The 22,005-nt window shown below is 64.8% G+C and carries 23 protein-coding genes; 10 read left to right on the forward strand and 13 right to left on the reverse strand.

Features of this window, described 5'->3' with window-relative positions; translation table 11 throughout:
- Nucleotides 1-25 precede the first annotated feature (25 nt).
- From ABIB90_RS33675 to ABIB90_RS33690, 4 genes are all read left to right on the forward strand, one after another.
- Complete coding sequence (locus ABIB90_RS33675; RefSeq protein WP_007593762.1) at nucleotides 26-898, forward strand: MurR/RpiR family transcriptional regulator; 873 nt, start codon at nucleotides 26-28, stop codon at nucleotides 896-898.
- 3 nt (nucleotides 899-901) lie between these two features.
- A complete protein-coding gene (locus ABIB90_RS33680; protein ID WP_354202228.1) occupies nucleotides 902-2,251 on the forward strand; it encodes an aspartate aminotransferase family protein in 1,350 nt (449 codons plus the stop codon).
- 12 nt (nucleotides 2,252-2,263) lie between these two features.
- Nucleotides 2,264-3,277, forward strand: a complete 1,014-nt coding sequence (locus ABIB90_RS33685; RefSeq protein WP_007593774.1) for an amino acid ABC transporter substrate-binding protein — start codon at nucleotides 2,264-2,266, stop codon at nucleotides 3,275-3,277.
- A 148-nt stretch (nucleotides 3,278-3,425) separates the two neighbouring features.
- Nucleotides 3,426-4,076: an aspartate/glutamate racemase family protein gene (locus ABIB90_RS33690; protein WP_354202229.1), complete on the forward strand. Its 651-nt coding sequence runs from the start codon at nucleotides 3,426-3,428 to the stop codon at nucleotides 4,074-4,076.
- Here the strand turns inward: ABIB90_RS33690 and ABIB90_RS33695 are convergent.
- Nucleotides 4,073-4,720, reverse strand: a complete 648-nt coding sequence (locus ABIB90_RS33695; protein WP_007593778.1) for a TetR/AcrR family transcriptional regulator — start codon at nucleotides 4,718-4,720, stop codon at nucleotides 4,073-4,075. The genes ABIB90_RS33690 and ABIB90_RS33695 overlap by 4 nt on opposite strands.
- Before the next feature lie 135 nt (nucleotides 4,721-4,855).
- Between ABIB90_RS33695 and ABIB90_RS33700 the strand changes: the two genes are divergently transcribed.
- From ABIB90_RS33700 to ABIB90_RS33720, 5 genes are read left to right on the forward strand one after another with little or no spacing between them, the layout of a single operon-like run.
- Nucleotides 4,856-5,065 (forward strand): ferredoxin, encoded by a 210-nt coding sequence (locus tag ABIB90_RS33700; RefSeq protein WP_219682671.1) that lies wholly within the window; start codon nucleotides 4,856-4,858, stop codon nucleotides 5,063-5,065.
- A 57-nt stretch (nucleotides 5,066-5,122) separates the two neighbouring features.
- The gene (locus tag ABIB90_RS33705; protein ID WP_007593782.1) at nucleotides 5,123-6,346 is read left to right on the forward strand and encodes a cytochrome P450; all 1,224 of its coding nucleotides are present in this window, start codon (nucleotides 5,123-5,125) and stop codon (nucleotides 6,344-6,346) included.
- A gap of 33 nt (nucleotides 6,347-6,379) precedes the next feature.
- Nucleotides 6,380-7,702 (forward strand): MFS transporter, encoded by a 1,323-nt coding sequence (locus ABIB90_RS33710; RefSeq protein WP_007593785.1) that lies wholly within the window; start codon nucleotides 6,380-6,382, stop codon nucleotides 7,700-7,702.
- Nucleotides 7,703-7,705: 3 nt separating this feature from the next.
- Complete coding sequence (locus ABIB90_RS33715) at nucleotides 7,706-8,368, forward strand: sulfite oxidase-like oxidoreductase (protein ID WP_354162954.1); 663 nt, start codon at nucleotides 7,706-7,708, stop codon at nucleotides 8,366-8,368.
- 26 nt (nucleotides 8,369-8,394) lie between these two features.
- Nucleotides 8,395-9,618 (forward strand): bifunctional alpha/beta hydrolase/OsmC family protein, encoded by a 1,224-nt coding sequence (locus tag ABIB90_RS33720; RefSeq protein ID WP_354202230.1) that lies wholly within the window; start codon nucleotides 8,395-8,397, stop codon nucleotides 9,616-9,618.
- A gap of 10 nt (nucleotides 9,619-9,628) precedes the next feature.
- Here the strand turns inward: ABIB90_RS33720 and pdxR are convergent, their stop codons facing one another.
- Complete coding sequence (pdxR, locus tag ABIB90_RS33725; protein ID WP_354202231.1) at nucleotides 9,629-11,059, reverse strand: MocR-like pyridoxine biosynthesis transcription factor PdxR; 1,431 nt, start codon at nucleotides 11,057-11,059, stop codon at nucleotides 9,629-9,631.
- Nucleotides 11,060-11,160: 101 nt separating this feature from the next.
- On the opposite strand from pdxR, the gene ABIB90_RS33730 reads away from it, so the two are divergent.
- Nucleotides 11,161-12,075, forward strand: a complete 915-nt coding sequence (locus tag ABIB90_RS33730) for a DMT family transporter (protein ID WP_354202232.1) — start codon at nucleotides 11,161-11,163, stop codon at nucleotides 12,073-12,075.
- Here the strand turns inward: ABIB90_RS33730 and ABIB90_RS33735 are convergent.
- The 11 genes from ABIB90_RS33735 to ABIB90_RS33785 form a co-directional block, all read right to left on the reverse strand.
- The gene (locus ABIB90_RS33735) at nucleotides 12,054-13,112 is read right to left on the reverse strand and encodes a YeeE/YedE family protein (protein ID WP_354202247.1); all 1,059 of its coding nucleotides are present in this window, start codon (nucleotides 13,110-13,112) and stop codon (nucleotides 12,054-12,056) included. The genes ABIB90_RS33730 and ABIB90_RS33735 overlap by 22 nt on opposite strands.
- Nucleotides 13,113-13,114: 2 nt before the next feature.
- Nucleotides 13,115-14,119, reverse strand: coding sequence for a quinone oxidoreductase family protein (locus ABIB90_RS33740; protein ID WP_354162969.1), 1,005 nt, complete (start codon nucleotides 14,117-14,119; stop codon nucleotides 13,115-13,117).
- A 181-nt stretch (nucleotides 14,120-14,300) separates the two neighbouring features.
- Nucleotides 14,301-15,632 carry a phenylacetate--CoA ligase PaaK gene (paaK, locus tag ABIB90_RS33745; RefSeq protein ID WP_007593800.1) on the reverse strand — a complete coding sequence of 444 codons (1,332 nt, stop codon included), beginning with the start codon at nucleotides 15,630-15,632 and terminating at the stop codon, nucleotides 14,301-14,303.
- A 28-nt stretch (nucleotides 15,633-15,660) separates the two neighbouring features.
- Nucleotides 15,661-16,110 (reverse strand): hydroxyphenylacetyl-CoA thioesterase PaaI, encoded by a 450-nt coding sequence (gene paaI / locus ABIB90_RS33750; RefSeq protein WP_354162975.1) that lies wholly within the window; start codon nucleotides 16,108-16,110, stop codon nucleotides 15,661-15,663.
- 55 nt (nucleotides 16,111-16,165) lie between these two features.
- Complete coding sequence (gene paaE, locus ABIB90_RS33755) at nucleotides 16,166-17,248, reverse strand: 1,2-phenylacetyl-CoA epoxidase subunit PaaE (RefSeq protein WP_354162978.1); 1,083 nt, start codon at nucleotides 17,246-17,248, stop codon at nucleotides 16,166-16,168.
- A 2-nt stretch (nucleotides 17,249-17,250) separates the two neighbouring features.
- Nucleotides 17,251-17,754 (reverse strand): 1,2-phenylacetyl-CoA epoxidase subunit PaaD, encoded by a 504-nt coding sequence (paaD, locus tag ABIB90_RS33760; protein WP_219682680.1) that lies wholly within the window; start codon nucleotides 17,752-17,754, stop codon nucleotides 17,251-17,253.
- Entirely contained in the window at nucleotides 17,748-18,524 is a 777-nt protein-coding gene (paaC, locus tag ABIB90_RS33765) for a 1,2-phenylacetyl-CoA epoxidase subunit PaaC (protein ID WP_354202233.1), read from the reverse strand. The genes paaD and paaC overlap by 7 nt, the downstream gene beginning before the upstream one ends.
- A 130-nt stretch (nucleotides 18,525-18,654) precedes the next feature.
- Entirely contained in the window at nucleotides 18,655-18,942 is a 288-nt protein-coding gene (gene paaB / locus ABIB90_RS33770) for a 1,2-phenylacetyl-CoA epoxidase subunit PaaB (protein ID WP_007593808.1), read from the reverse strand.
- An 11-nt stretch (nucleotides 18,943-18,953) separates the two neighbouring features.
- A complete protein-coding gene (gene paaA / locus ABIB90_RS33775) occupies nucleotides 18,954-19,946 on the reverse strand; it encodes a 1,2-phenylacetyl-CoA epoxidase subunit PaaA (RefSeq protein ID WP_354202234.1) in 993 nt (330 codons plus the stop codon).
- A gap of 76 nt (nucleotides 19,947-20,022) precedes the next feature.
- On the reverse strand, nucleotides 20,023-20,889 hold the full coding sequence (paaX, locus tag ABIB90_RS33780) for a phenylacetic acid degradation operon negative regulatory protein PaaX (protein WP_354162988.1): 867 nt from the start codon (nucleotides 20,887-20,889) through the stop codon (nucleotides 20,023-20,025).
- Between the two features lie 226 nt (nucleotides 20,890-21,115).
- Complete coding sequence (locus ABIB90_RS33785) at nucleotides 21,116-21,886, reverse strand: esterase/lipase family protein (protein ID WP_354202235.1); 771 nt, start codon at nucleotides 21,884-21,886, stop codon at nucleotides 21,116-21,118.
- Between the last annotated feature and the right edge of the window lie 119 nt (nucleotides 21,887-22,005).

Below are 22,005 nucleotides of genomic sequence, written 5' to 3' on the forward strand. Positions count from 1 at the left end.
CTCCACTTTGTGCAACAAATGTTTCATGGCCGAGCCCGCGAAATCCTCGCCGCTGAGCGAACTGCGCATTGCATTGCCATCGCTTCCGATGCGGTTGCAGGAGGTCGGGCGTTTCGTCGCGGCCAACGATTACGACGCCACCACGCGTTCGATGCGCGATCTCGCGGCGGTTGCCGGCGCCGATCCCGCCGCGTTCACGCGGCTTGCCAAAGCGATCGGTTATTCGGGCTGGGATGAATTGCGCGCGGCGTTGACGGAGGCGCGGCGCCCCTCGCAGATCGCGCCCTTCTCCGGCCGCGCCAGGAGCCGCCGCCACGGCCCGAACGCCGATGTCGCGCTCGTCACCGACAAGCTCGAGGCCGAGGCCGCCGGCCTTCCGCGCATCCCGGCCCAGCCGATTGCCGAGGCGGCGCGCGCGCTCCACGACGCCAAGCGGATCTGGATCACCGGCTACCGAAGCTGCCGCAGCGTCGCGGAACTGCTGAATTACGAGCTCCGGCTGTTTCGTCCCGAACAGGTGCAACTCGTCGGCGCGTCCGGCCCCGACGATCTCGACCTCGGCGCATTCCGGCCCGGCGAAGCTGTCATCGTCATCGGCTTCATGCCCTACACACATGCCAGTGTCCGGGTCGCGCAGGCCGCCTATCGTGCCGGCGCGGCCCTGATCGCGATCGCCGATAGCTCTTCGGCGCCGATGGCTGAAGGCGCCGACCACGTGCTGCTGTTCGAAGCGGCTTCCTCTCCCGGCTTTTTCCCGAGCCTGACCGGCGCCATTGCGATCGCCCAATCGCTCGCGGCCGTGACGTTCTCGCTCGGCGGCACGGCCGCGAAGAAGCGCCTGGAGAATACCGAGGCGCGGCTGGCCGCGGCTTCAACTTACGTATCAGAGAAAGGTTGACCCATGGCCGCTCGCACCAGCCGCGTGCTGCATCGCTCGCTGCGCGAAACGCCGCCCAAGGCAATCGGCGGCGAAGGCGTCTATCTCTTTGCCGAGGACGGACGCCGCGTGATCGATGCCTCCGGCGGCGCGGCGGTCTCTTGCCTTGGCCACCAGCATCCACGCGTCATCGCGGCGCTGACGAAGCAGGCCTCGACACTGGCGTACGCCCACACGGCGTTCTTCTCGTCCGAGCCGGCCGAGGCGCTGGCCGAGAGGCTGGTCGGCCATGAGCCCGGCGGCCTCGCCTACGCCTATTTCGTCAGCGGCGGGTCGGAAGCGGTCGAAGCCAGCATCAAGATCGCCCGGCAATATTTCATCGAGCGCGGCGAGCCGCAGCGGCAGCATTTCATCGCCCGGCGCCAGAGCTATCACGGCAATACGCTCGGCGCGCTGGCTGCCGGCGGCAATGCCTGGCGGCGTGCGCCTTATGCGCCGCTGCTCTCCGACGCCTTCAGCCACGTGACCCCGGCCTTCGCCTATCACGAGAAGCACGATGGCGAATCCGATGCGCAATTCGTCGCCCGGCTTGCGGCCGAACTCGAAGCCGAGTTTCAGCGCCTCGGTCCCAATACGGTCGCCGCGTTCCTCGCAGAGCCCGTCGTCGGCGCCACCGCAGGTGCCGTGACCGCGCCGGACGGTTATTTCAGGGCGGTCCGCGAGATCTGCGACCGACACGGTGCCCTGCTCATCCTCGACGAGGTCATGTGCGGCATGGGCCGCACCGGCACCACGCATGCATGGGAGCAGGAAGGCGTGGCACCCGACATCCAGGCGATCGCCAAGGGCCTCGGCGGCGGCTACCAGCCGATCGGCGCGATGCTGGCAAGCGGCAGGATCATCGACACAATCCGCTCAGGTTCGGGCGCCTTCCTGCACGGCCACACCTATCTCGCACATCCCCTCGCTTGCGCTGCTGCGCTCGCGGTACAGGACGTGATCCGCGAGGACGGCCTGCTCAGTCGGGTCAAGGAGCGCGGCAAGCAGCTCGAACTTCGGCTCACCGAGCGTTTCGGTAACCACCGCCATATCGGCGACATCAGGGGCCGCGGCCTGTTCTGGGCGATCGAGCTTGTCGCCGATCGCGGCAGCCGGACCTCGTTCGATCCCGCGCTGAAGCTGAACCAGAAGATCAAGGCGGAGGCCCTCGCCGACGGCCTCGGCTGCTATCCCGGCGGCGGCACCGTGGACGGCGTCCGTGGCGACCACGTGCTGTTGGCGCCACCCTATATCGTTTCGGCTGACGAGATCGATCTGATCGTCGACAAGCTCGGCACGGCTGTCGACAACGTATTGCGTCGTGTCAATCACTGAGGGGAGAATAACATGATGAGGAAAGTGGTTATCATAGCCGGCGTGCTCGCGGCATCGACGGTAGTCGCATCGGCGGCGACGCTCGACACTGTGAAGGGCCGCGGCACGCTGATATGCGGCGTCAGCGCCGGTTTTGCCGGCTTCTCCGCGCCGGACTCGCAAGGCAATTACAAGGGTCTCGACGTCGATTATTGCCGCGCGCTCGCCGCCGGCGTGCTCGGCGATGCCAGCAAGGTGCGTTACGTCTCGCTGACCGCGCAGAACCGCTTCACCGCGCTCCAGTCCGGCGAGATCGACGTGCTCTACCGCAACTCGACGCAGACCTATCTGCGCGGCGTCACGCTGGGCCTGCGGCAAGGCCCAATCAACTTCTACGACGGTCAGGGCTTTGTGGTGAAGAAAGACCTCGGCGTGAAGGAGATCAAGGACCTCAAGGGCGCCACCGTCTGCGTCGCGCAGGGCACCACGCATGAGGTCACGCTCGGCGATTACGGCCGCGCCAACGGCATCGACTGGAAGCCGCTGGTGTTCGACCGCGTCGACACCATGTACCAGACCTTCTTCGGCGGCCGTTGCGATGCCATGACCCAAGACGCTTCCGCGCTCGCAGGCGCCGTGACGACCGCGGCGCCGAACCCGGCCGACTACGTCGTGCTGCCGCAGACCATCAGCAAGGAGCCGCTCGGCCCCTTCACCCGCAATGGCGATGAAGTCTGGAGCGACATCATCACCTGGCTGCATTACGGCTTGATCGAGGCCGAAGAGCTTGGCGTCACACAAGGCAATGTCGACGAGATGGCGAAGTCGCAGACGCCCGCGATCCAACGCCTGCTCGGTGCCTCCGGCGATCTCGGCTCCCGGCTCGGGCTCGACAACAAATGGCTGGTCACGGCCATCAAGGCCACCGGCAATTACGGCGAGATCTACGAGCGCAATGTCGGCAAGGCGAGCCCGCTCAAGCTCGAGCGCGGCCTCAACGGCCTCTGGAGCAAGGGCGGCTTGATGTACGCGGTGCCGTTCAAGTAAACGCCTCTCGTGTCCCGGACGCGCTGCAGCGTGCAACGCTGCTGCGCAGAGCCGGGACCCAGCGGCCACAATGGGCCCCGGCTCTGCGGCGCAATACTCCGCATTGCGCCGCGTCCGGGGCACGAGATCTACCAGGTAGTAACGTTCAATGCCGACGTCCCCTCGCATCGCCCTGATCCACGCCCTCAAGCATTCCATCGCCCCGATCGAAGCTGCGTTCGCGAAGGCGTGGCCGGAAGCGCGGCTGATGAACCTGCTCGACGACAGCCTGTCTTCGGATCTCGCGCGTGAGGGCAAGCTCAATGATGCCATGACCGAACGCTTTCTTGTGCTCGGTCGCTACGCCGCGGCGACAGGCGCGGATGCGATCCTGTTCACCTGCTCGGCCTTCGGTCCCTGCATCGAGGCGGTTGCGCGCGCGCATGCGCCGATGCCGGTGCTCAAGCCGAACGAAGCCATGATCGAGCGGGCAGTGACGATGGGCCGGCGTATCGGCCTGCTCTCGACGTTCGCGCCGACGCTGGCCTCGATGCCGCCGGAATTTCCTGCCTCTGTCCAGATCGTGCCGAAACTTGCCGAAGGCGCGCTGGCCGCGCTCGACCGCGGCGACCGCGCTACGCATGACCAGCTGATCGTGGAAGCCTCACATGATCTGCGCGATTGCGACGTCATCGCGCTCGCGCAGTTCAGCATCGCGGCAACTGCGCCCCTCGTTGCAGAAGCTACCGGTCGCCCTGTCGTGACCACGCCTGACAGCGCCGTCGAGAAGCTGATGAAGCTGTTGGCGGCGAAGGCTTAAGCGCCGGCCTTTTTCCGGCGTCGCGCGCCCTTGATCGCCGCCGCAAGCGCGGCCTTCGTTTCGCTGACAAAATCCTCGACAAGGTCCTCGCGCGTGGCATGGGCCGCCTCGCCGGTGAACAGCCCCTGCTCGGCCAGCATCACCACCCCATGCAGCGCCGCCCAGATCTTGAGCGCCTGCCGCTCGCGCAGGTAATCGACTGCCGGAGCTTCCAGTGCCTCGATCACGAGCGCAAACGTTTCGCGTGTCGCTTCGTGCAGCTCGCTGCCTTTCGCCGCACACGACACCGTGCGCGAAGCGAACATCAAGCGGTAGATGCCATTGCGGCGTAAGCCGAAATCCAGCGTCGCCTGCGCCAGCAGCGACAGCTTCGATCGCTTCGACGGCTTTGCCATCGCCGCACGCAGAAGCGCGCTGAGCTGCCGGAACGCCTCCGCCGTCACCGCCGCAAGCAGCGCCTCGCGATCGGCGAAATGCCGGTAGGGCGCCGGCTGCGAGACACCCAACTGCTTTGCCAGCGCCTTGATGCTGATCGCCTCCGTCCCGCCCTGCTCGGCTTCGCGCAGCGCGGCCTTGATCAAGGCGTCGCGGAGATCGCCGTGGTGGTAGGTATTCTCGGGCTTGCGGGCAAGTTGTGAACGCATGTTGCGCAGAGCCTATAAGTTTGCGCTTGACAGGGGAAGCCTGCCGCGAATGTAATAGCCTATAACTTGAGCAAAAACGCAAATGGGAGCGCGCGCCGCCTTCGGGCCGGAGTGCACACGACCGAGGAAGCCGCCATGACAGAGCGACTGAGGGTTCACGTCGATCCCGACAGATGCCAGGGGCACGCGCGCTGCAAGGCGCTGGCGCCGGAGCTGTTCGAGCTCGACGAATACGGCAACGCCCACGAGGCCGGCGACGGCACGGTCCCACCCGGCCTCGAAGACAAGGCCTGGCTCGCCAAATCCAATTGTCCGGAAATCGCAATCGACGTGATCGAGGAGTAGCGCGCTTCGCTTCTGCCCGCGTGCCTTCCGCGACCACGAGCCCCAAGGGATTTCGAGATGTCCGACATCAGCCAGCCCGCCGCCCATCCGCCCGTGACCGACTGGGTCCATGATTTCGACCACACCGATCCGCAATGGACGGAAGATCCCTTCCCGATCTGGGACGAGCTGCGCGCCGCAAGCCCGGTCGTGCATACCGAGCGCTTCCTCGGCTGTTACCTGCCGACGACCTATGAAGCGGTGCGCGAGATCGCCAATGACAGTGAGCATTTCTCCTCACGCCGCATCATCGTCCGTGACGTTCGACCGGAGATCACCAGCAGAAACTCCGCCCCGCCGATCACGTCCGATCCGCCGGTGCACAAGCCAGCCAAGCAATTGCTGCTGCCGCCGTTCACGCCGGACGCGATGAAGAAGCTGGAGCCGCGGGTGCGCGCGATCTGCAACGAGTTGATCGACGGTTTCATCACGGAAGACCGACTGGACGCGGCAGAGCGCTACACCAAGCACATTCCGGTTCGCGCGATCGCACACATGCTCGGCATCCCCGAGACAGACAGCGATCTCTTCATCCGCTGGATCCACATGATCCTGGAACTTGGCATCAAGGATGAAAACACGCTGCTCCAGGCCGTGCAGGAGATGACCGTCTATTTCAGCGCCCACATCGAGGCGCGCAAGACCAAGCCGACCGACGATCTTATTTCCTACCTGATGAATGCCAGGGACAAGGACGGCAATCCGCTCGAGGATTCGCATGTGCTGGGCTCGTTGCGCCTGCTCCTGATTGCCGGCATCGACACCACCTGGAGCGCGATCGGCTCCTCGCTCTGGCACCTCGCCCGGACGCCCGCCGACCGCGAGCGCCTGGTCGCCGAGCCCGGGCTGGTCCCGACCGCGGTGGAAGAGCTGCTGCGGGCCTATTCGCCAGTGACGATGGCGCGCGAAGTGGTCAAGGAGACAACGGTCTCGGGCTGCCCGGTCAAGCCGGGCAACATGGTGCTGCTGTCCTTCCCGGCCGCCAACCGTGACCCGAAAATGTTTCCGGATGCTGACAAGGTCGTGATTGATCGCCGCGAGAACCGCCACGCCGCGTTCGGCCTCGGCATCCACCGCTGCGTCGGCTCGAACCTTGCGCGCATGGAGATGCAGGTTGCGCTGGAGGAATGGCTGAAGCGAATTCCGGACTTCGCCCTCGATCCGGCAGGCACGGTGACCTGGTCACAGGGAACCGTCAGAGGCCCCCGCCAGTTGCCATTTTTGCTTGGAAAGGCGATGTAGACCTCTCCAAAGAGCAATACCGAGAGGCCGGACGTGACTGAGCAAATAACCCGACCGGCTTCCGACCATATTGACGTCGCCGACGCCAAGCGCCGGATCAAGGCGATCTTCATCGGCTCGATCGGCAATCTCGTCGAGTGGTACGACTTCTACGCCTATACCGCGTTCGCGCTCTATTTCGCTCCCGCCTTCTTTCCCGGCAACGATCCTGTCGTCCAACAATTGAATGTCGCCGTCGTATTCGCGGCGACATTCCTGATGCGGCCGTTGGGCGGCTGGCTGTTCGGCTATATCGCCGATCATTACGGGCGGCGCATCTCGCTGACGCTGTCGGTCGTCTTCATGTGCTTCGGCTCCCTGATCATCGCGTTGACGCCGACCTACGCCACGATCGGCTTCGCCGCGCCGGTGATCCTGGCGCTCGCCCGCGTCATCGAAGGCTTGAGTCTCGGCGGCGAATACGGCGCCAGCGCCACCTATCTCAGCGAGGTCGCCGACCCCAAGCACCGCGGCTTCTATTCGAGCTTTCAATACGTCACCCTGATCGGCGGCCAGCTCACCGCGATCATCGTGCTGCTGCTTCTGCAAAAAATCTTCCTCACGCCGGAGGAACTGAGAGCCTGGGGCTGGCGCATCCCGTTCGCGATCGGTGCTGCGCTCGCGATCTTTGCTGCAGTGATGCGGCGCAATCTGCACGAGACTGAAGCGTTTGAAGAGGCCAAGAAGGTGGTGAAGCCGACCGGCTCGATCACGAACCTGCTGAAGTATCCGCGCGAGCTTTTGCTCGTGGTCGGCCTGACCGCCGGCGGCACCGCCGCGTTCTACACCTTCACCACTTACATGCAGACCTTCGTCAAGCTTTCGGTGGGGCTGACCGAGGACCAGACCACTTTCGTGATCTTCGGCACGCTGATCTTCGCAACCATCCTACAGCCGATCTATGGCGCCATCTCCGACAAGATCGGCCGCAAACCGCTGCTGATCTTCTTCGGCGTCGCCGGCACGCTCGCAACCGTGCCGCTGCTGATGACGCTGAAGGAGACCAAGTCGCCCTTCATCGCGTTCATCCTGATCTGCGGGGCCTGGCTGTTCGTCGCCGGATACACCTCGATCAACGCCGTAGTGAAGGCCGAGCTGTTCCCGACCAATGTCCGCGCCCTCGGCGTCGGCCTGCCCTATGCGATCACCGTCTCGATGTTCGGCGGCACGGCGCCCGCGATCGCGCTCTATTTCAAGAGCATCGGGCATGAGGAGTGGTTCTACTACTATCTCGCCGGCGTCATCTGCCTGTCACTGATCATCTATTCCACCATGCGCGACACCAAGCACGCCTCCGCGATGCATCGCCACGAGTAGCCGATGGCCGAAGACAACGAGCCGCCCGACAGCAAGCTGACGCGCACCAAGGAGAAATGGGCGCGCGAAGGCCGTTTTTTGACCGGCAAGATCGCGCGACCGGAAGATCAGCGCCTGCCGCCCGGCCAGCATCTGACAAAAGACTGGCCGGTGCTCGATCTCGGCGTCGTGCCGCCGGTTTCGCGCGAGCGCTGGCGGCTCGATGTCTATGGCGCGGTCGAGAACCCCGTGTTCTGGACCTTTGCCGAGTTCGTCGCCCAGAACCAGGCGCAGTTCACCTCCGACATCCACTGCGTCACCACCTGGTCGCGCTACGACAATGAGTGGGTGGGGCTCGCTACGCGCGAGCTGCTCGCGGCCTGCCAGCCGCGCCAGGACGCGCGCTTCGTCGTGTTGCATTCTCACGACGGCTACACCACCAACCTCGCGCTGGACGACTTTGCCGCCGAGGACGCATTGCTCGCCCATAGCTGGTCCGGTGAGCCATTGTCGGACGAACATGGCGGCCCGGTGCGGCTGGTCGTGCCGCATCTGTATTTCTGGAAAAGCGCCAAATGGGTTCAGTCGATTGAATTCCTGACCGAGGACGCTCCGGGCTTCTGGGAGGTCCGCGGCTATCATAATCGCGGCGATCCCTGGGCAGAGCAGCGCTATTCGGACGATTAGGTTCAAGCAAGGACGGGGGAAAGCCCATGTCGACGGAACGCTTTCAGTTCACGGGCGAAGGCGGCCATCAGCTTTCGGCCACGCTCGAATTGCCGGACGGCGAGCCCGGGGCCTTCGCGCTGTTCGCGCATTGCTTCACCTGCGGCAAGGACACGCTGGCCGCCAAACGCATCTCGGTCGCACTCGCAGCCAAGGGCATCGCGGTGCTGCGCTTCGACTTCACCGGGCTCGGCTCCAGTGAAGGGGATTTCGCCAATTCGACGTTTTCCTCCAACGTGGCCGATCTCGTGCGCGCGGCCGATCATCTGCGTAGCGTCCGCAAGGCGCCGTCAATCCTGATCGGTCACAGCCTCGGCGGCGCCGCGATCCTTGCGGCAGCAGGACAAATCCCGGAAGCCAAGGCGGTTGTGACCATTGCGGCACCATCCGATCCCGCCCACGTCACCGGCCTGTTCAAAGAACATCTCGACGACATTCGCACGCAAGGTGAGGTCGAAGTCTCGCTTGCGGGACGCCCGTTCCGGATCAAACGCGAATTCCTCGACGATATCGCCGAGCACGAGCTGATGAAGGACGTCACCGGCCTGCACAAGGCGCTGTTGGTCATGCATTCTCCGCTCGACGATACCGTCGGCATCGATAATGCGACGAAGCTCTTCGTTTCCGCCCGGCATCCCAAGAGCTTCGTCTCGCTCGATCATGCCGATCATCTCCTGACCAAGCCGGCCGACGCGCTCTACGCAGCCGACGTGATCGCGGCCTGGGCGAGCCGGTACATCGACACGGCGAAACCTGCGAAGGCGATGGATCTCCCCGAGGCACCGCGCCGGGTCGTGGTGCAGGAGACCCGGAAGAGCAAATTCAACCAGGTCGTCACCGTTGGACCGCACCGTCTGGTCGCGGACGAGCCGGTCGCCGCCGGCGGCGAGGATGCCGGCCCTGGTCCTTATGATCTTCTGCTCGCTGGCCTCGGGGCCTGTACCTCGATGACCATGCGCCTCTATGCCGACCGCAAGTCGCTGCCGCTCGATCGTGTTACCGTCTCACTGAAGCATTCCAAGATCTATGCAAAAGATTGCGCGGAGTGCGAGACGCGCGATGGCATGCTCGACCAGATCGAGCGCGACATCGCGATGGACGGCGCGCTCGATCCCGAGCAGCGCAAGAAATTGATGGAGATCGCCGACAAGTGCCCGGTGCACCGGACGCTGACCTCGGAAATCCGCATCGTGACCAAGGCCGTGGAATAGCGCGAGTGCGCTAGAAGCACGACGCCATCGTCCGCAGCGCCGCGGTGATCTCGCTCTCGCGCCAGGCCGCGAAGCCGAGCAACAGACCGTGGTCGAGCGGCCTGCCCAGCGCCAAGCCAGACAGGGCACGCGTTTCAACGCCTGCTTCGACCAACCGCCTGACCGCCGTGTGATCGGCGCGACCGCGCTTGAGGCGCGCAACGAGCTGAATGCCGCCCGGGGGCACTTCGGCAGAGAGCACGTCGCCCAAATGGCCGTCTAGTCCCTCCACGAGGTGATCGCGGCGGGCGTGATAGAGCCGGCGCATCCGGCGCAGATGCGCCAGGAAATGCCCGTCGGCAATGAACTCGGCCAGCGCCTCCTGGATGTGGCTCGCGGCGATCAGTCCGATGTGCCGCTGTACGATCTCGAGAGTACCGACCAGGGCCCGCGGTACGACGAGATAGCCGAGCCGGATGTCCGCGGTCATGACTTTGGAGAACGTGCCGACATAGAACACGCGGCCATGGGCATCGAGTCCCTGCAAGGCCGGCACCGGCCGGCTGTCGTAGTGGAATTCGCCGTCGTAATCGTCCTCCACGATCCAGGTCTTGCCGGGCCTGCTCAGGCCAAGAAATTCCGTGCGGCGCGAGAGCGACATCAGGCGACCGGTCGGGTGCTGGTGCGACGGCGTCATGAAGATCAATGTCGGGGTCGCCATCCCCGGAATCCGCTGCATGCCCTGCTCATCCAACCCTATCCCGGTCACGCGCGCACCGGACGCGCGGAAGGCGGCGGCGGCGCCGGGATAGCCGGGATCCTCGACCCAGACCTCGTCACCGGGCGTGATGAGGGCAGCCGCAATCAAGGTCAGCGCAGCCTGTGCGCTCGGCAGAATCAGGATCTGATCCGCCGTCGCGCGCACGCCCCTGCTGGTCGCGAGATAATGCGCCAGCGCCTCGCGCAGGCGCGTCCGGTTGACCGGTCCGAGCTCGCGCTTCGCCGCGCGCACGGCGCTGCGGCGCAGGCAACGCGCCCAGACCTCGTTTGGAAACTCCCTGAAATCGCCGTGCCCGGGACGCAAGGGTCTTAGTCGCGCCTGATAAGACATCGGCCAGTCGGTCTGCGTGAGGCTCGACGCCCAGGGCGAAAGCCGCGGCTTGCCAGGGCGCATGCGAGATGCGACGGCGCCCGCCTCTGCGACGCGCTCGCCCCCGTCGACCGTGACCATCGGACGGCGGCCGCGCGAGGCTTCGAGATATCCCTCGGCGGCGAGCTGCTCGAACGCATAGCTGACGGTGTTGCGCGAGACGCCGAGATCGCTCGCAAGCCGGCGGCTCGACGGCAGCGTGCGGCCTTTGCCGAGACGGCCCGTCGCGATCAAGCTTCGGAGCTGGCTCGTCAGTTGAGCCACCAGCACCTCGTCGTCGGACCGGTTCAGGTCGATTAGAGCGGAGATCATGCTTTCCGGAACTGGCACCTTAATCCTTTCCGATCTGGCACTTTTTCAGGTGCCAAGCGGGATGCTATTCGCTGGACTGGACTGCTTCAAGGACCTCCGAGATGAACTCCCTTTCCCCCCGCGCGGCCGTCGGCCTGTTCCTTATCGTCGTGCTGGCCTGGGGCGTGAACTGGTCGGTGACGAAGCAGCTCGTCCAGTTCCTCCCGCCCCTGTGGACGTCGGCAATCCGGAGCTGGATCGCGCTGGCCGGATTGTTCGCGATCCTCGGATTGAGCAACAATCTGGTGATCCCGGAGCGGCGCGACATTCCGGTAATCCTCAGCGTCGCACTGCTGCACATGACGGTGTTCTCGGTGCTGGTTGCGACTGGTGTGCGCTTCCTGCCGGCGAGCAAGGCCATCGTGCTGGGCTACACCACGCCGCTCTGGGTCGCGATCGCCGCGCCGCTGCTCGGGAAGGACACGCTGACCGCGCCAAAGCTGGCCGGCACCTTGCTCGGGCTGATCGGCCTTGCCGTGATCCTGAATCCGGCATCGATCGACTGGACCAACACCAACGTCGTACTCGGCGCCGGCATGATCATCCTGGCCGCGATTTCATGGGCCGCGAACATCATCTACATCCGCGCGCATCGCTGGATCGCGTCCCCGCTCCAGCTTTTGATCTGGCAGGTGCTCGTGGCGACGATCGTGCTGACGGGATCGGCGGCCGTCACGCACGGCCTGCCGCACGCGGAATGGTCGTGGAGGCTCGTGCTGCTGTTCCTGTATTCCGGCTTAATCGGGACGGCGCTGGCCTATTGGGCGATGTCGATGGTCAACAAGAGCATCTCGGCGCTGACGACGTCACTCGGCACCACCGGGACGCCACTCGTCGGCATCGCCAGCGCTGCAATCCTGCTGGGTGAGCCGATCGACATGAGTCTTGTGATTGCGGCCGCGCTGATCGTTACCGGCATCGGTCTCGCAATGCTCGGCGATCGTCTGCTGCGCGGTCAGGCCACCGCGAGAGGCTGAACGCGCAGCATCCCGCGCAGGCCAGCCGTCGTGCCGAGCAGGATGCCGGCGACGGCGACGAACGACCCCAGCGCGAGCGTCGACACGCCGGTGAGCCCTTGTCCGATCGAACAACCGAACGCCATCACGCCGCCGATGCCCATCAGCGCGGCGCCACCCGCCGATCGCAGCATGTGGCGTGGCGAGGAATAGCCTTCGAGATGGAAACGGCCCGTCGCAAGCGCGGTGACCAGACTGCCGGCGAAGACGCCGGCAACTGTCGCGATGCCGAAGTTCAGCGTCAGGCCGGTCGAGAGCATGGCATATTGCAGGCTGTCCGCGATCGGCGCGACGAAGGTGAGCGATGTCACCGGCACGGGGTTGAAATCATCCGCGCCGAGATAGCCGGTGACGAACCAGCCTCCGGCGACGAGGAGACCGACGATGACGCCGGCCGCAATCTGGCCGGGCGAACGCCGGAACGCTGGGTGCGCGAAAGCAAACAGGATCAGCACAACGACGACGACAGCAGCAGCCGTCGCGCGCGAAACCGCTTCAGCCGGACCGAACACGGCCAACAGTGACGGCAGCGAATTCACGTTGACCGTGGTTTGCGAGGCCTGGACCAGCGCGATGCGCGCCGGCGCGATCAGGCCCTTGAGCGCCATCTGCGCGGCCACGGCGAGCACGACCACCACGACGAAGGAGCGGAGATTGCCGCGACCGAGCAGCACCAGCGCGCGCGAACCGCAGCCGTTCGACAGCACCATGCCGTAGCCAAACAGAAGTCCGCCGAGAAACAGCACCGGCACCGAAAAGGACTGTTGCAGGTAGATCGATTTGCCGAGATCTACCATGCCGTTGCCGGCGAGGAATTGGCTCGCTGCGGTCGCGACCGCGATCGCCAGCGCATAGGTTCGTACCAACCGCCCATCCCCGTCCGATAGCCAGCCGCGCATGCTGCTCATCAGGCAGAAGCCGCTGAGCAGGCCGACGGCGCCGTAAACCAGGCCAATGACGAGGCCGGCGAGGATGACGAGCTGGGTGGACGATTCCATCATCAAGGCTTCAGGATCACGCGATCCCGCGACGAGCCGGCAACGGCGACATAGGCCTCCTTCGCGCGTTCGAGCGGATAGACGGCGTTCGCCTTGATGGGGAACGGTTTCAGGTGCCCGCTCGCGAAGCCCTGGCCGAGGTCACGCAGCACAGCGCCCGTCGCGATCGACGACAGGCCGAGCGTGTCGATGCCGACATAGGTGTGTTGCCCGCGGTAGAATTCGAGGATGTTGAACTGCACGATGCGGTCGATCGCGGCGATCAGGATCTGGCGGCCGCGAAGCGCGAGCGATTTGTGCGCCGCCTGGAAATAGGGATCGCCGACCGTGTTGAAGACGATGTCGGCGCCTCTACCGTCGGTCAACTCGCGCACGCGTGGCGCGACGTCGGTCGCGGAAGCGTCGATCACCTCGACGGATGCGTTGGTGTGGCCCTCATAAGGTTCCGCCTTGCGCACCACGCCGATGACACGCGCGCCCTGCCAGGTCGCGATCTGCACCGCAGCTTGCCCGACCTTGCCGTTGACGCCGAACACCAGCACCGTTTCGCCGGGCTTTGGAATGCCGACGCGGCGAAAACCCTCCATCGCGGTGACAAAGGGCACGCCGATGCCGGCGGCCTCCTCCCAGGACACGGTCTTCGGCTTCTCCACCACCGCGTCGGATTCAACGACGAGATGGCTGGCGTGAGTGCCGTCGCGACGAATGCCGAGATCACCGGAGGAGCCGAACACCTCGCGGCCGATCGTACCGGCCGGCCCGTCCATCACTACCCCGGCGTAATCGCGGCCGGGCGTGCGCGGAAACACGGCATAGGGCATCAGCCCGGTCGCGGCCTTGACGTCGGAGGGATTGACGGCAGCGGCCTTGATCTCGATCAGCAGATCATTCGGACCGCGAGCAAGCGTCTGACGCTCGACCGCCGGCGCGATCATAGCCGCGCTTTCGGCCTTGGCATTGAGGCGCACGCAGCGCGCGTCGACGGCTTTGGGAACGGCTGTTGACATGGAAAGACCCGCGATTTCTCGCGGGCCTTGTCGCCCTTGAAGAGACCCAAGTCAACCTGCCTCCCCTCATCCTGAGGAGCCGCGCCAGCGGCGTCTCGAAGGATGAAGGCCCGCATTGCAGCATCCTGGCCTGCATGGTTCGAGACGGCGCTACGCGCCTCCTCACCATGAGGGGTAAGACCTAATCCTTCGGCCGCTTGTCGTAGAGGCGCTTGGCCTTGCCGAGCGAGCGCTCCAGCGTGGCCGGCGCAACCACGCTCACCCTGGAGCTGATGCCGATGGTGTTCTTGATGTGCGTCGAGATCCGACTCGCATGGTCGAGGAGACCCCGGCCGTCCCAACTCTCCGGCCGCGCCTCGGCAATGATGGTCAGCTCGTCCATGCGGCCTTCCCGGGTCAGCTCCAGAATGAAATGTCCGCCGCACCAGTCGGTGGCGAGGAGAACCTCCTCGATCTGGGTCGGGAACAGATTGACCCCGCGCAGGATGATCATGTCGTCGGAACGTCCCGTGACCTTCTCCATCCGCCGCATGCCCGGTCGCGCCGTGCCCGGCAACAGCCGCGTCAGGTCGCGGGTGCGATAGCGGATCACTGGAAAAGCTTCCTTGGTGAGCGAAGTAAAGACCAGTTCGCCCTTCTCCCCGTCGGGCAGCACCGCACCGGTGTCGGGGTCGATCACTTCGGGATAGAAATGATCCTCCCAGATGTGCAGTCCGTCCTTGGTCTCGATACATTCCTGCGCAACGCCGGGCCCGATCACCTCGGAAAGACCGTAGATGTCGGTCGCGTCCATGTCGAAGGCGTCTTCGATCTCGCCGCGCATGGCATTGGTCCAGGGCTCCGCGCCGAAGATGCCGACCTTGAGCGAGCACTGGCGCGGATCGAGCTTTTGGCGCTTGAACTCGTCGAGGATCGCAAGCATGTAGCTCGGCGTAACCGTGATGATGTCGGGCCGGAAGTCGTTGATGAGCTGCACCTGTCGTTCTGTCATCCCGCCGGAGATCGGCACCACGGTGCAGCCGAGCTTTTCGGCGCCATAGTGCACCCCTAACCCGCCGGTGAAGAGGCCGTAGCCATAGGCATTGTGGATGATCATGCCGGTGCGGCCACCGGCGGCGCGGATCGAGCGCGCCATCACGTCCGACCATGTGTCGATATCGCGTTGCGTGTAACCCACCACGATCGGTTTGCCCGTCGTGCCGGAGGACGCATGCACGCGCACCAGCTTCTCACGGGGCACGGCAAACATGTTGAAGGGATAATTGTCGCGCAGATCCGTCTTCACCGTGAACGGAAATTTCGCAAGGTCCGAGAGCTCTCGAAAGTCCGACGGATGCACGCCGGCCGCGTCGAAGGCCTTGCGATAATGCGCGACGTTGTCGTAGGCGTGCTTCAGCGACCAGGCCAGCCGCTCCGTCTGCAGCGCCATGATCTCGTCGCGCGATGCGCGCTCTTGCGCATCCAGCTCGGCCTTATAGGTGTTGCCACCTTCCTTGAGCCTCGTCAGAGCCATCCTCGTTTCCCCGTATCATTGCTTTTCTTTATTGATCCTGCGCCGGCAGCCAATTGCCGGGAATGACCCGCGAATGCCCGCGAAATTCGGCGATGACTGTATCGCCGGCGGTGACTCGCACGTCATAGATGCCGGAGCGGCCGCCGCGCGTAACCTCGCGGGCCTTTGCGATGAGGCGATCGCCGAGCTTGCCCGGCTTGATGAAGGTGATCTGGCCCTGCGCCGCCACGACGCGGTCGTTGTGCGAGTTGCACGCGAAAGCGAAGGCGGAATCGGCCAGCGTGAAGATGAAGCCACCGTGGGCGATGCGCTGGCCGTTGACCATGTCCGGCCGTACAGTCATGGCGAGCGTCGCATAACCTGGTCCGATCTCGACGATCTCCATGCCGAGTCCTTTGGAGGCATCGTCCTCCGCCCACATCGCATTGGCGCAGGCGCGGGCAACATCCTCGGGCGACAAGGCGGCTTTGACGTTCACGCGCTTCTCCCGTCCGATTGTTTGGACACGATGTTCTGCTGCCTGGCTAAAACTGTCAAACGTGGTCGTAATCGACCACGACCCGCTCCGACGATGGCTTGGCCTGACAGGTCAGGACAAAGCCAGCCTTCAGCTCCCAGGGTTCCAGCGAGTAGTTGATGTCCATCGGCGCCTCGCCCTCCACCAGTTTGGCACGGCAGGTCGAGCACATGCCGCCCTTGCAGGCGAAGGGCAGATCGATTCCGGCGCGCAGTGCGGCATCGAGGATCGCCTCGTCCTCGGCGACCGGCACGTCGCGGCGCTTGCCGTCGATGATCAGCGACGCGATCGCTTTCGGCGGCGCGTCCGGCGCAACGATCTTCTTCGGCCGCGGCTTGCCGCCGAACTCCGATACGAAGCGCTCGACGTGGATGCGCTCGTCCGCGATGCCGAGCCCTCGGCAGGTCGCCTCGATGTCCTCGCTCATGCCGGACGGACCGCAGATGAAGACGTGGTCGACGCTTTCCGCTGGTACCAGCGAGCGCAGCAGCACCCTCACCTTGTCGCCGTCGAGCCGGCCGTGCAGGATCGGAATGTCCTGTTCCTCGCCGGAGATGACGTGGAAGATCGAGAGCCGGTCGATGAACCGGTCCTTGAGCTCTTCGAGCGCCTCGAGGAACATGATGTTGTCCGTCGTGCGATTGCCGTAGAACAGGAAGAATTGGCTGTCCGGCTCGCGCGCAAGCGTGCCCTTGACGATCGAAAGGATCGGCGTGATGCCGGAGCCTGCGGCAAAGCCGACATGGATGCGGCTAGCGCCCGTCGGGGGGATCACGCCGAAACGTCCCGTGGGCGTCATCACGTCCAGCGCGTCGCCGCACTTCAAATCGTCCGCTGCCCAGCTCGAAAACGCGCCACCATCAACCTTCTTGACCGCGATGCGTATCTCGCCGTCGTCGGGCCCGGAGCAGATCGAATAGGAGCGGCGCACTTCTTCGCCATCCAGCATGGTGCGGAGTGTGAGGTATTGGCCGGGTGTGAAGGCGTAGTCGGTCGCAAGCTCCGCCGGGATGGCGAATGTCAGCGATATGGCGTCCGACGCCTCGCGGCGGAGGTCGTTGACGGCCAGGCGATGGAAGCGTGGTGCGGCTGCTGACATGATCAGTGACACTTGAAATAATCGAAGGGTTCGCGGCAGGCTCTGCAGCGCCAGAGCGCCTTGCAGGAGGTGGAGCCGAATTCGGACAGCAGCTCGGTATCCGCCGAGCTGCATTGCGGGCACACAACGGCTTGCTCGCCGAACAGCGCGCGGCGTGAATTCGAAGCCTGCGGCGGCGCGATCCCGTAGGCGTGAAGCTTGCGGCGGCCCTCTGCGCTCATCCAGTCCGTGGTCCAGGCCGGGGACAGCACGGTGCGGACCTTTGGACGATGGAAACCGGCGCGCTCCAGCGCGACCTCGATTTCGAGCGCAATCATATTCATGGCCGGGCAGCCCGAATAGGTCGGGGTGATAGCGATCTCGACGTGATCGCCGTCGACAACGACATCGCGGAGCACGCCGAGATCGGCGATGGTCAAAACCGGAATTTCGGGATCGACCACGCTCGCCGCGGCGTCCCAGGCCCGTTGGCGCAGTTCGTTATGGGGCTCCAGCACCGTCACCATGTCTGCCCCGGGAAAGTGCGCTGTATCGATTGCAGCTGGGAGAGAAGATGGCCGAGATGCTCGCTGTGCCGGCCCACGCGGCCGCCCTGCTGCATCCAGTCGTTCTGCGGCAGCTTGAGCGTTGCTTCGCCGATCACATCCGAGAGTGTCGTCAGCCAGCGACCCCACAAGGTCCCTGGGTCTACGGCGATACCGGCATGGATCAAGGCGCGCTCGCCGTCGTCGACGGCAAACATCTCGCCGGTGAACGCCCAGAGATGATCGATCGCAGCCTGCGCGCGGGCATGGCTCTCGTCGGTGCCGTCGCCGAGCCGGATGATCCACTCCGAGGAATGCCGCAAATGATAGGCGCTCTCCTTCTCCGACTTGGCGGCAATGGCCGCGAGTGTCGTATCGCGCGAGGTCATCATGGCGCGCCAGTAGAGATCGGCGAAGGCGGAATAGAAGAACTGCCGCACCAGCGTCTGGGCAAAGTCGCCGTTCGGCTGCTCGAGGAGCAGCAGATTGCGATACTGCCTGACATCGCGAAGGTAGGCGAGCTTGTCTTCGTCGTTGTCCTTGCCTTCGGCTTTGGCTGCGTAGGTGTAGAGCTCGCGGGCCTGGCCGATCAGGTCGAGCGCGATGTTGGAGAGCGCCATGTCCTCTTCCAGCATCGGCGCGTGCCCGCACCATTCCGACAGCCGGTGGCCGAGGATCAGCGCATCGTCGGCGCGGCGCAGCGCGTAGAGCACCAGCGGCGTTTCAGAGATCTGGATGTTCGCGACGGGCATCTGTCCTATCCACTTGTTCCAACCTCATCCTGAGGAGGCGCGAAGCGCCGTCTCGAAGGATGGGCCGCGGGTCACGGGCCTTCATGGTTCGCAACGCCGCTTCGCGGCTCCTCACCATGAGGAGAAAGAGCTACATGTGTCCTACTTCCTCAGGCACTTCATAGAACGTCGGATGACGGTAGATCTTCGATTCCGCCGGCTCGAACATCATGCCCTTCTCGGCGGGATCGCTCGCAGTGATCTCGGTGGATGGCACGACCCATATCGACAGCCCCTCGCCGCGGCGGGTGTAGATGTCGCGGGCGGCCTGCAGGGCCATGGTGGCGTCGCTCGCATGCAGCGATCCGACATGCTTGTGCGCGAGCCCGTTGCGGCTGCGAATGAAGACTTCCCACAGCGGCGTGTTCGGCGTGGCCATCGTGATCTCCCCTACTCTGCCGCTTGTGCAGTTCGACGCTGCGCGCGCTTGGCGGCATAGCTAGCTGCCGCCTCGCGTACCCAGGCGCCTTCGTCGTGCGCCTTGCGGCGCGCGGCCATTCGGTCACGGTTGCACGGTCCGTTGCCGGCGAGCACCTCCTTGAATTCTGTCCAGTCAATCTCGCTGTAGCGCCAGTGCCCGTCGGCGTCCTGAATCATGCCGGGATCGGGAATGGTAAGGCCGAGATATTGCGCCTGCGGCACGGTGGCATCGACGAATTTCTGGCGCAGCTCGTCATTGGAGAAGCGCTTGATCTTCCATCTCGTCGAGGTGTCGCTGTGCTGGCTGGTGGCATCCGGCGGGCCGAACATCATCAGCACCGGCCACCACCACCTGTTCAAGGCATCCTGCGCCATCGCTTTCTGTTTGTCCGAGCCGCGGCACAGCGTCAGCATGATCTCGTAGCCCTGGCGCTGATGGAACGATTCCTCCTTGCAGACGCGGATCATCGCGCGGGCATAGGGACCGTAGGAGCAGCGGCACAGCGGGATCTGGTTCATGATCGCGGCGCCGTCGACCAACCACCCGATGGTGCCGATGTCGGCCCAGGTCAGCGTCGGATAGTTGAAGATCGAGGAATATTTGGCTTTGCCCGCGAGCATGGCGTCGACCAGCTCTTCGCGCGACGTGCCGAGGGTCTCGGCCGCGGCATAGAGGTAAAGCCCATGGCCGCACTCGTCCTGCACCTTGGCGAGCAGCGCAGCCTTGCGGCGCAAGTTTGGCGCGCGCGTGATCCAGTTGCCTTCGGGCAGCATGCCGACGATTTCGGAATGAGCGTGCTGGGAGATCTGGCGCGTCAGCGTCTTGCGATAGGCCGCCGGCATCCAGTCGTTCGGCTCGATGCGCTCCTCGGCATCGATGCGCGTCTGGAACTGCGCAGCCTTGGCCGCATCCTCGAGGCCGCGATCATCGGTCTCGGCCGTGTTCAGCGCCTGGGTATACATGCGCATCCTCCCGTTTTATTGAGAGGCAATATATAACAAGAATTATCTCATGCAAGATATTTCTGTAACATAACGGTCAAGCCTCAAATCTTCGTTCCAGCAGTTTTCGCGCCGGCGGCAATGGCCCCTTCTCATTGGTTCCGTGGCCATCAAGCCATTGTTCCGATGGGGCAAGCAGCGCGCGATAGATCTCGCCGCACAGCGCGCGGGCGGCCCTGCCCGGCCAGTTCGCCGGAAGCAGGCTTTCGGGCAGCAGCGGATCGCGCAGCACGACGCGGCGGTAATGGTGGATCAGGAGGACGCGCGCCGTGAAGGCGTCGGCCTCGGACAAGTCGCTGCCGCGCGCGATTGCGGCGCGCAGCGGCTCGAACGTCTTCATGAACTTGAGATAGGCGTCCGCAGTGCGATCCAGCGGCCAGCTCGCACTAAGTAGCCGGCGGCCGCTGTCATCCTCGGCCGAGACTTCAAGGCGGATCGCGCCGGCGGCCTCGTCCGGCACTGCCACGCCTGACGGGGCGACCCAGACACCCGGCAGCGGGCTGCCGAAGCCGGCATTGCGGAGCGCCTCGCGCGAAGCGTCGCGATCCTCGCCATTGCCGATCAGAAGCAGCTCGAAGCGCCCGGTCCAGTCGGATGGCGGCGGATCGTAGATATGGCGTGTCGCAGCCCCGAAGATCTGGCGGCCCTTGTCAGCCAAGCGGTAGAAGCTATTGCGGCCGACCTTTTCGCGCGTCAGCCAGCCATCGGCGGCAAGCCGCGACATCGCGGTACGCACCACGCCGCTGTCGATGTCCAAGCTCTCGAAGAATTCCAGCAGCGTGCCGAGCCATACCGAGCCGCCACGCGGCACGATGGCATCGCCGAACACGGTGATGACGATAGAGCCGGTGCGCGACGGCTCGCGCTTGAGCTGCTCGATGATGCGGGAGAGCGGATGCGCCATGCCCGAGGCATAGCGCGTTTGATGCGGCTGCGACAATGGACGGGAACGACGTTGTCGATTCCGCTGTGCCCTCTCCCTCTCCCCGTTCTTACGGGAGAGGGTTGGGGTGAGGGGCTGCATTGGCAAACTCAGTGACAGACGGACTCGCGGAGAGCCCCCTCACCCGCATCGCATCTCCGATACGATCCGACCTCTCCCCGCAAGCGGGGCGAGGTGAAGAAAATCGCTACCGGTGCGGATCGGGATAGACCACGCTACGCCAGCCGCTGCGGTCGAACGGCCGCCACTGGCCTTCCTTCTGCGCGAGGCGGTCAGCCACCGCGTAGACAGCGGCGGGATGATGCCCCATGCCGCAATGGCTGCTCTCGATCTCGATGCTCTCGGTCTGCGCGCCCGTCTTCTCCATGCAGCCCTGCCAGGCGCAGACGCCGTCGGTGCGGCTGAAGATCGCCGTGGTCGGCACCGGCGGCGGAACGGCGAGATCGCCGCCGAACTGCGGATCGACCTCGTCGGACTTCCGTCCGCTCGCCCATTCATAGACGCGCCAGGCATTGGTCGAATGCGGATCGCCGGCAAAGGGGCTGCCGAGCGTGATCACCTGGCGTACGCGGTCGGGCATCATCTTGGCGAGCTGGCGCGCATAGAGACCGCCGAGGCTCCAGCCGACCAGGCTGATCCTGCGGCCATGCCTGTCGCTCAGCTCCTGAACCAGATCCACCATCGCGTGCTGCACGCCCTCGCGCAGGCCGTAATTGCGGCCCTGGCGCCAGCCGCTCACCGCATAGCCTTTGCCCGACAGAAACGTGCGCAACGCGCGCGTCGACCCGTCGGAGGCCACAAGGCCCGGCAGCACCAGCACCGGGTGCCCATCGCCGCGCGGCGCGAGGCTGAGCAGCGGCAGCGCGCCGAGGAATGCGCCGAACTCGTGGATCGCTCGCCCTTCCAGGAACATCAGGGTACGAGACGGCGGGCTCAGCGTCTGGGCGGTAGCGGTCATCAATGGTCCCTCGGAAGAAATGCTGAAAAGATCACCGGCTGCGAGGCCGGCAAATGCGTATGAATTCCAACACGCCAGCTTTTCGAACGTTCCGCAGCGCACCATGAATCAGCTAGGCA

It is taken from the genome of Bradyrhizobium sp. JR4.1 (genome assembly GCF_040548605.1).
Lineage (GTDB): Bacteria > Pseudomonadota > Alphaproteobacteria > Rhizobiales > Xanthobacteraceae > Bradyrhizobium > Bradyrhizobium canariense.

What these genes read in the sequence shown, in the direction of transcription:
- paaD (WP_219682680.1), bottom strand. Translation starts at nt 17,754, where the DNA reads ATGGTGACGGTGCTGGAGCCCCATAACGAACTGCGCCAACGGGCCTGG.
- paaB (WP_007593808.1), bottom strand. Translation starts at nt 18,942, where the DNA reads ATGGCCACGCCGAACACGCCGCTGTGGGAAGTCTTCATTCGCAGCCGC.
- paaX (WP_354162988.1), bottom strand. Translation starts at nt 20,889, where the DNA reads ATGGCGCATCCGCTCTCCCGCATCATCGAGCAGCTCAAGCGCGAGCCG.
- ABIB90_RS33675 (WP_007593762.1), top strand. Translation starts at nt 26, where the DNA reads ATGGCCGAGCCCGCGAAATCCTCGCCGCTGAGCGAACTGCGCATTGCA.
- paaA (WP_354202234.1), bottom strand. Translation starts at nt 19,946, where the DNA reads ATGTATACCCAGGCGCTGAACACGGCCGAGACCGATGATCGCGGCCTC.
- ABIB90_RS33715 (WP_354162954.1), top strand. Translation starts at nt 7,706, where the DNA reads ATGGCCGAAGACAACGAGCCGCCCGACAGCAAGCTGACGCGCACCAAG.
- ABIB90_RS33730 (WP_354202232.1), top strand. Translation starts at nt 11,161, where the DNA reads ATGAACTCCCTTTCCCCCCGCGCGGCCGTCGGCCTGTTCCTTATCGTC.
- ABIB90_RS33700 (WP_219682671.1), top strand. Translation starts at nt 4,856, where the DNA reads ATGACAGAGCGACTGAGGGTTCACGTCGATCCCGACAGATGCCAGGGG.
- ABIB90_RS33740 (WP_354162969.1), bottom strand. Translation starts at nt 14,119, where the DNA reads ATGTCAACAGCCGTTCCCAAAGCCGTCGACGCGCGCTGCGTGCGCCTC.
- paaK (WP_007593800.1), bottom strand. Translation starts at nt 15,632, where the DNA reads ATGGCTCTGACGAGGCTCAAGGAAGGTGGCAACACCTATAAGGCCGAG.
- ABIB90_RS33720 (WP_354202230.1), top strand. Translation starts at nt 8,395, where the DNA reads ATGTCGACGGAACGCTTTCAGTTCACGGGCGAAGGCGGCCATCAGCTT.
- ABIB90_RS33690 (WP_354202229.1), top strand. Translation starts at nt 3,426, where the DNA reads ATGCCGACGTCCCCTCGCATCGCCCTGATCCACGCCCTCAAGCATTCC.
- ABIB90_RS33695 (WP_007593778.1), bottom strand. Translation starts at nt 4,720, where the DNA reads ATGCGTTCACAACTTGCCCGCAAGCCCGAGAATACCTACCACCACGGC.
- paaC (WP_354202233.1), bottom strand. Translation starts at nt 18,524, where the DNA reads ATGCCCGTCGCGAACATCCAGATCTCTGAAACGCCGCTGGTGCTCTAC.
- pdxR (WP_354202231.1), bottom strand. Translation starts at nt 11,059, where the DNA reads ATGATCTCCGCTCTAATCGACCTGAACCGGTCCGACGACGAGGTGCTG.
- ABIB90_RS33680 (WP_354202228.1), top strand. Translation starts at nt 902, where the DNA reads ATGGCCGCTCGCACCAGCCGCGTGCTGCATCGCTCGCTGCGCGAAACG.
- ABIB90_RS33785 (WP_354202235.1), bottom strand. Translation starts at nt 21,886, where the DNA reads ATGACCGCTACCGCCCAGACGCTGAGCCCGCCGTCTCGTACCCTGATG.
- ABIB90_RS33705 (WP_007593782.1), top strand. Translation starts at nt 5,123, where the DNA reads ATGTCCGACATCAGCCAGCCCGCCGCCCATCCGCCCGTGACCGACTGG.
- ABIB90_RS33735 (WP_354202247.1), bottom strand. Translation starts at nt 13,112, where the DNA reads ATGGAATCGTCCACCCAGCTCGTCATCCTCGCCGGCCTCGTCATTGGC.
- ABIB90_RS33685 (WP_007593774.1), top strand. Translation starts at nt 2,264, where the DNA reads ATGATGAGGAAAGTGGTTATCATAGCCGGCGTGCTCGCGGCATCGACG.
- paaE (WP_354162978.1), bottom strand. Translation starts at nt 17,248, where the DNA reads ATGTCAGCAGCCGCACCACGCTTCCATCGCCTGGCCGTCAACGACCTC.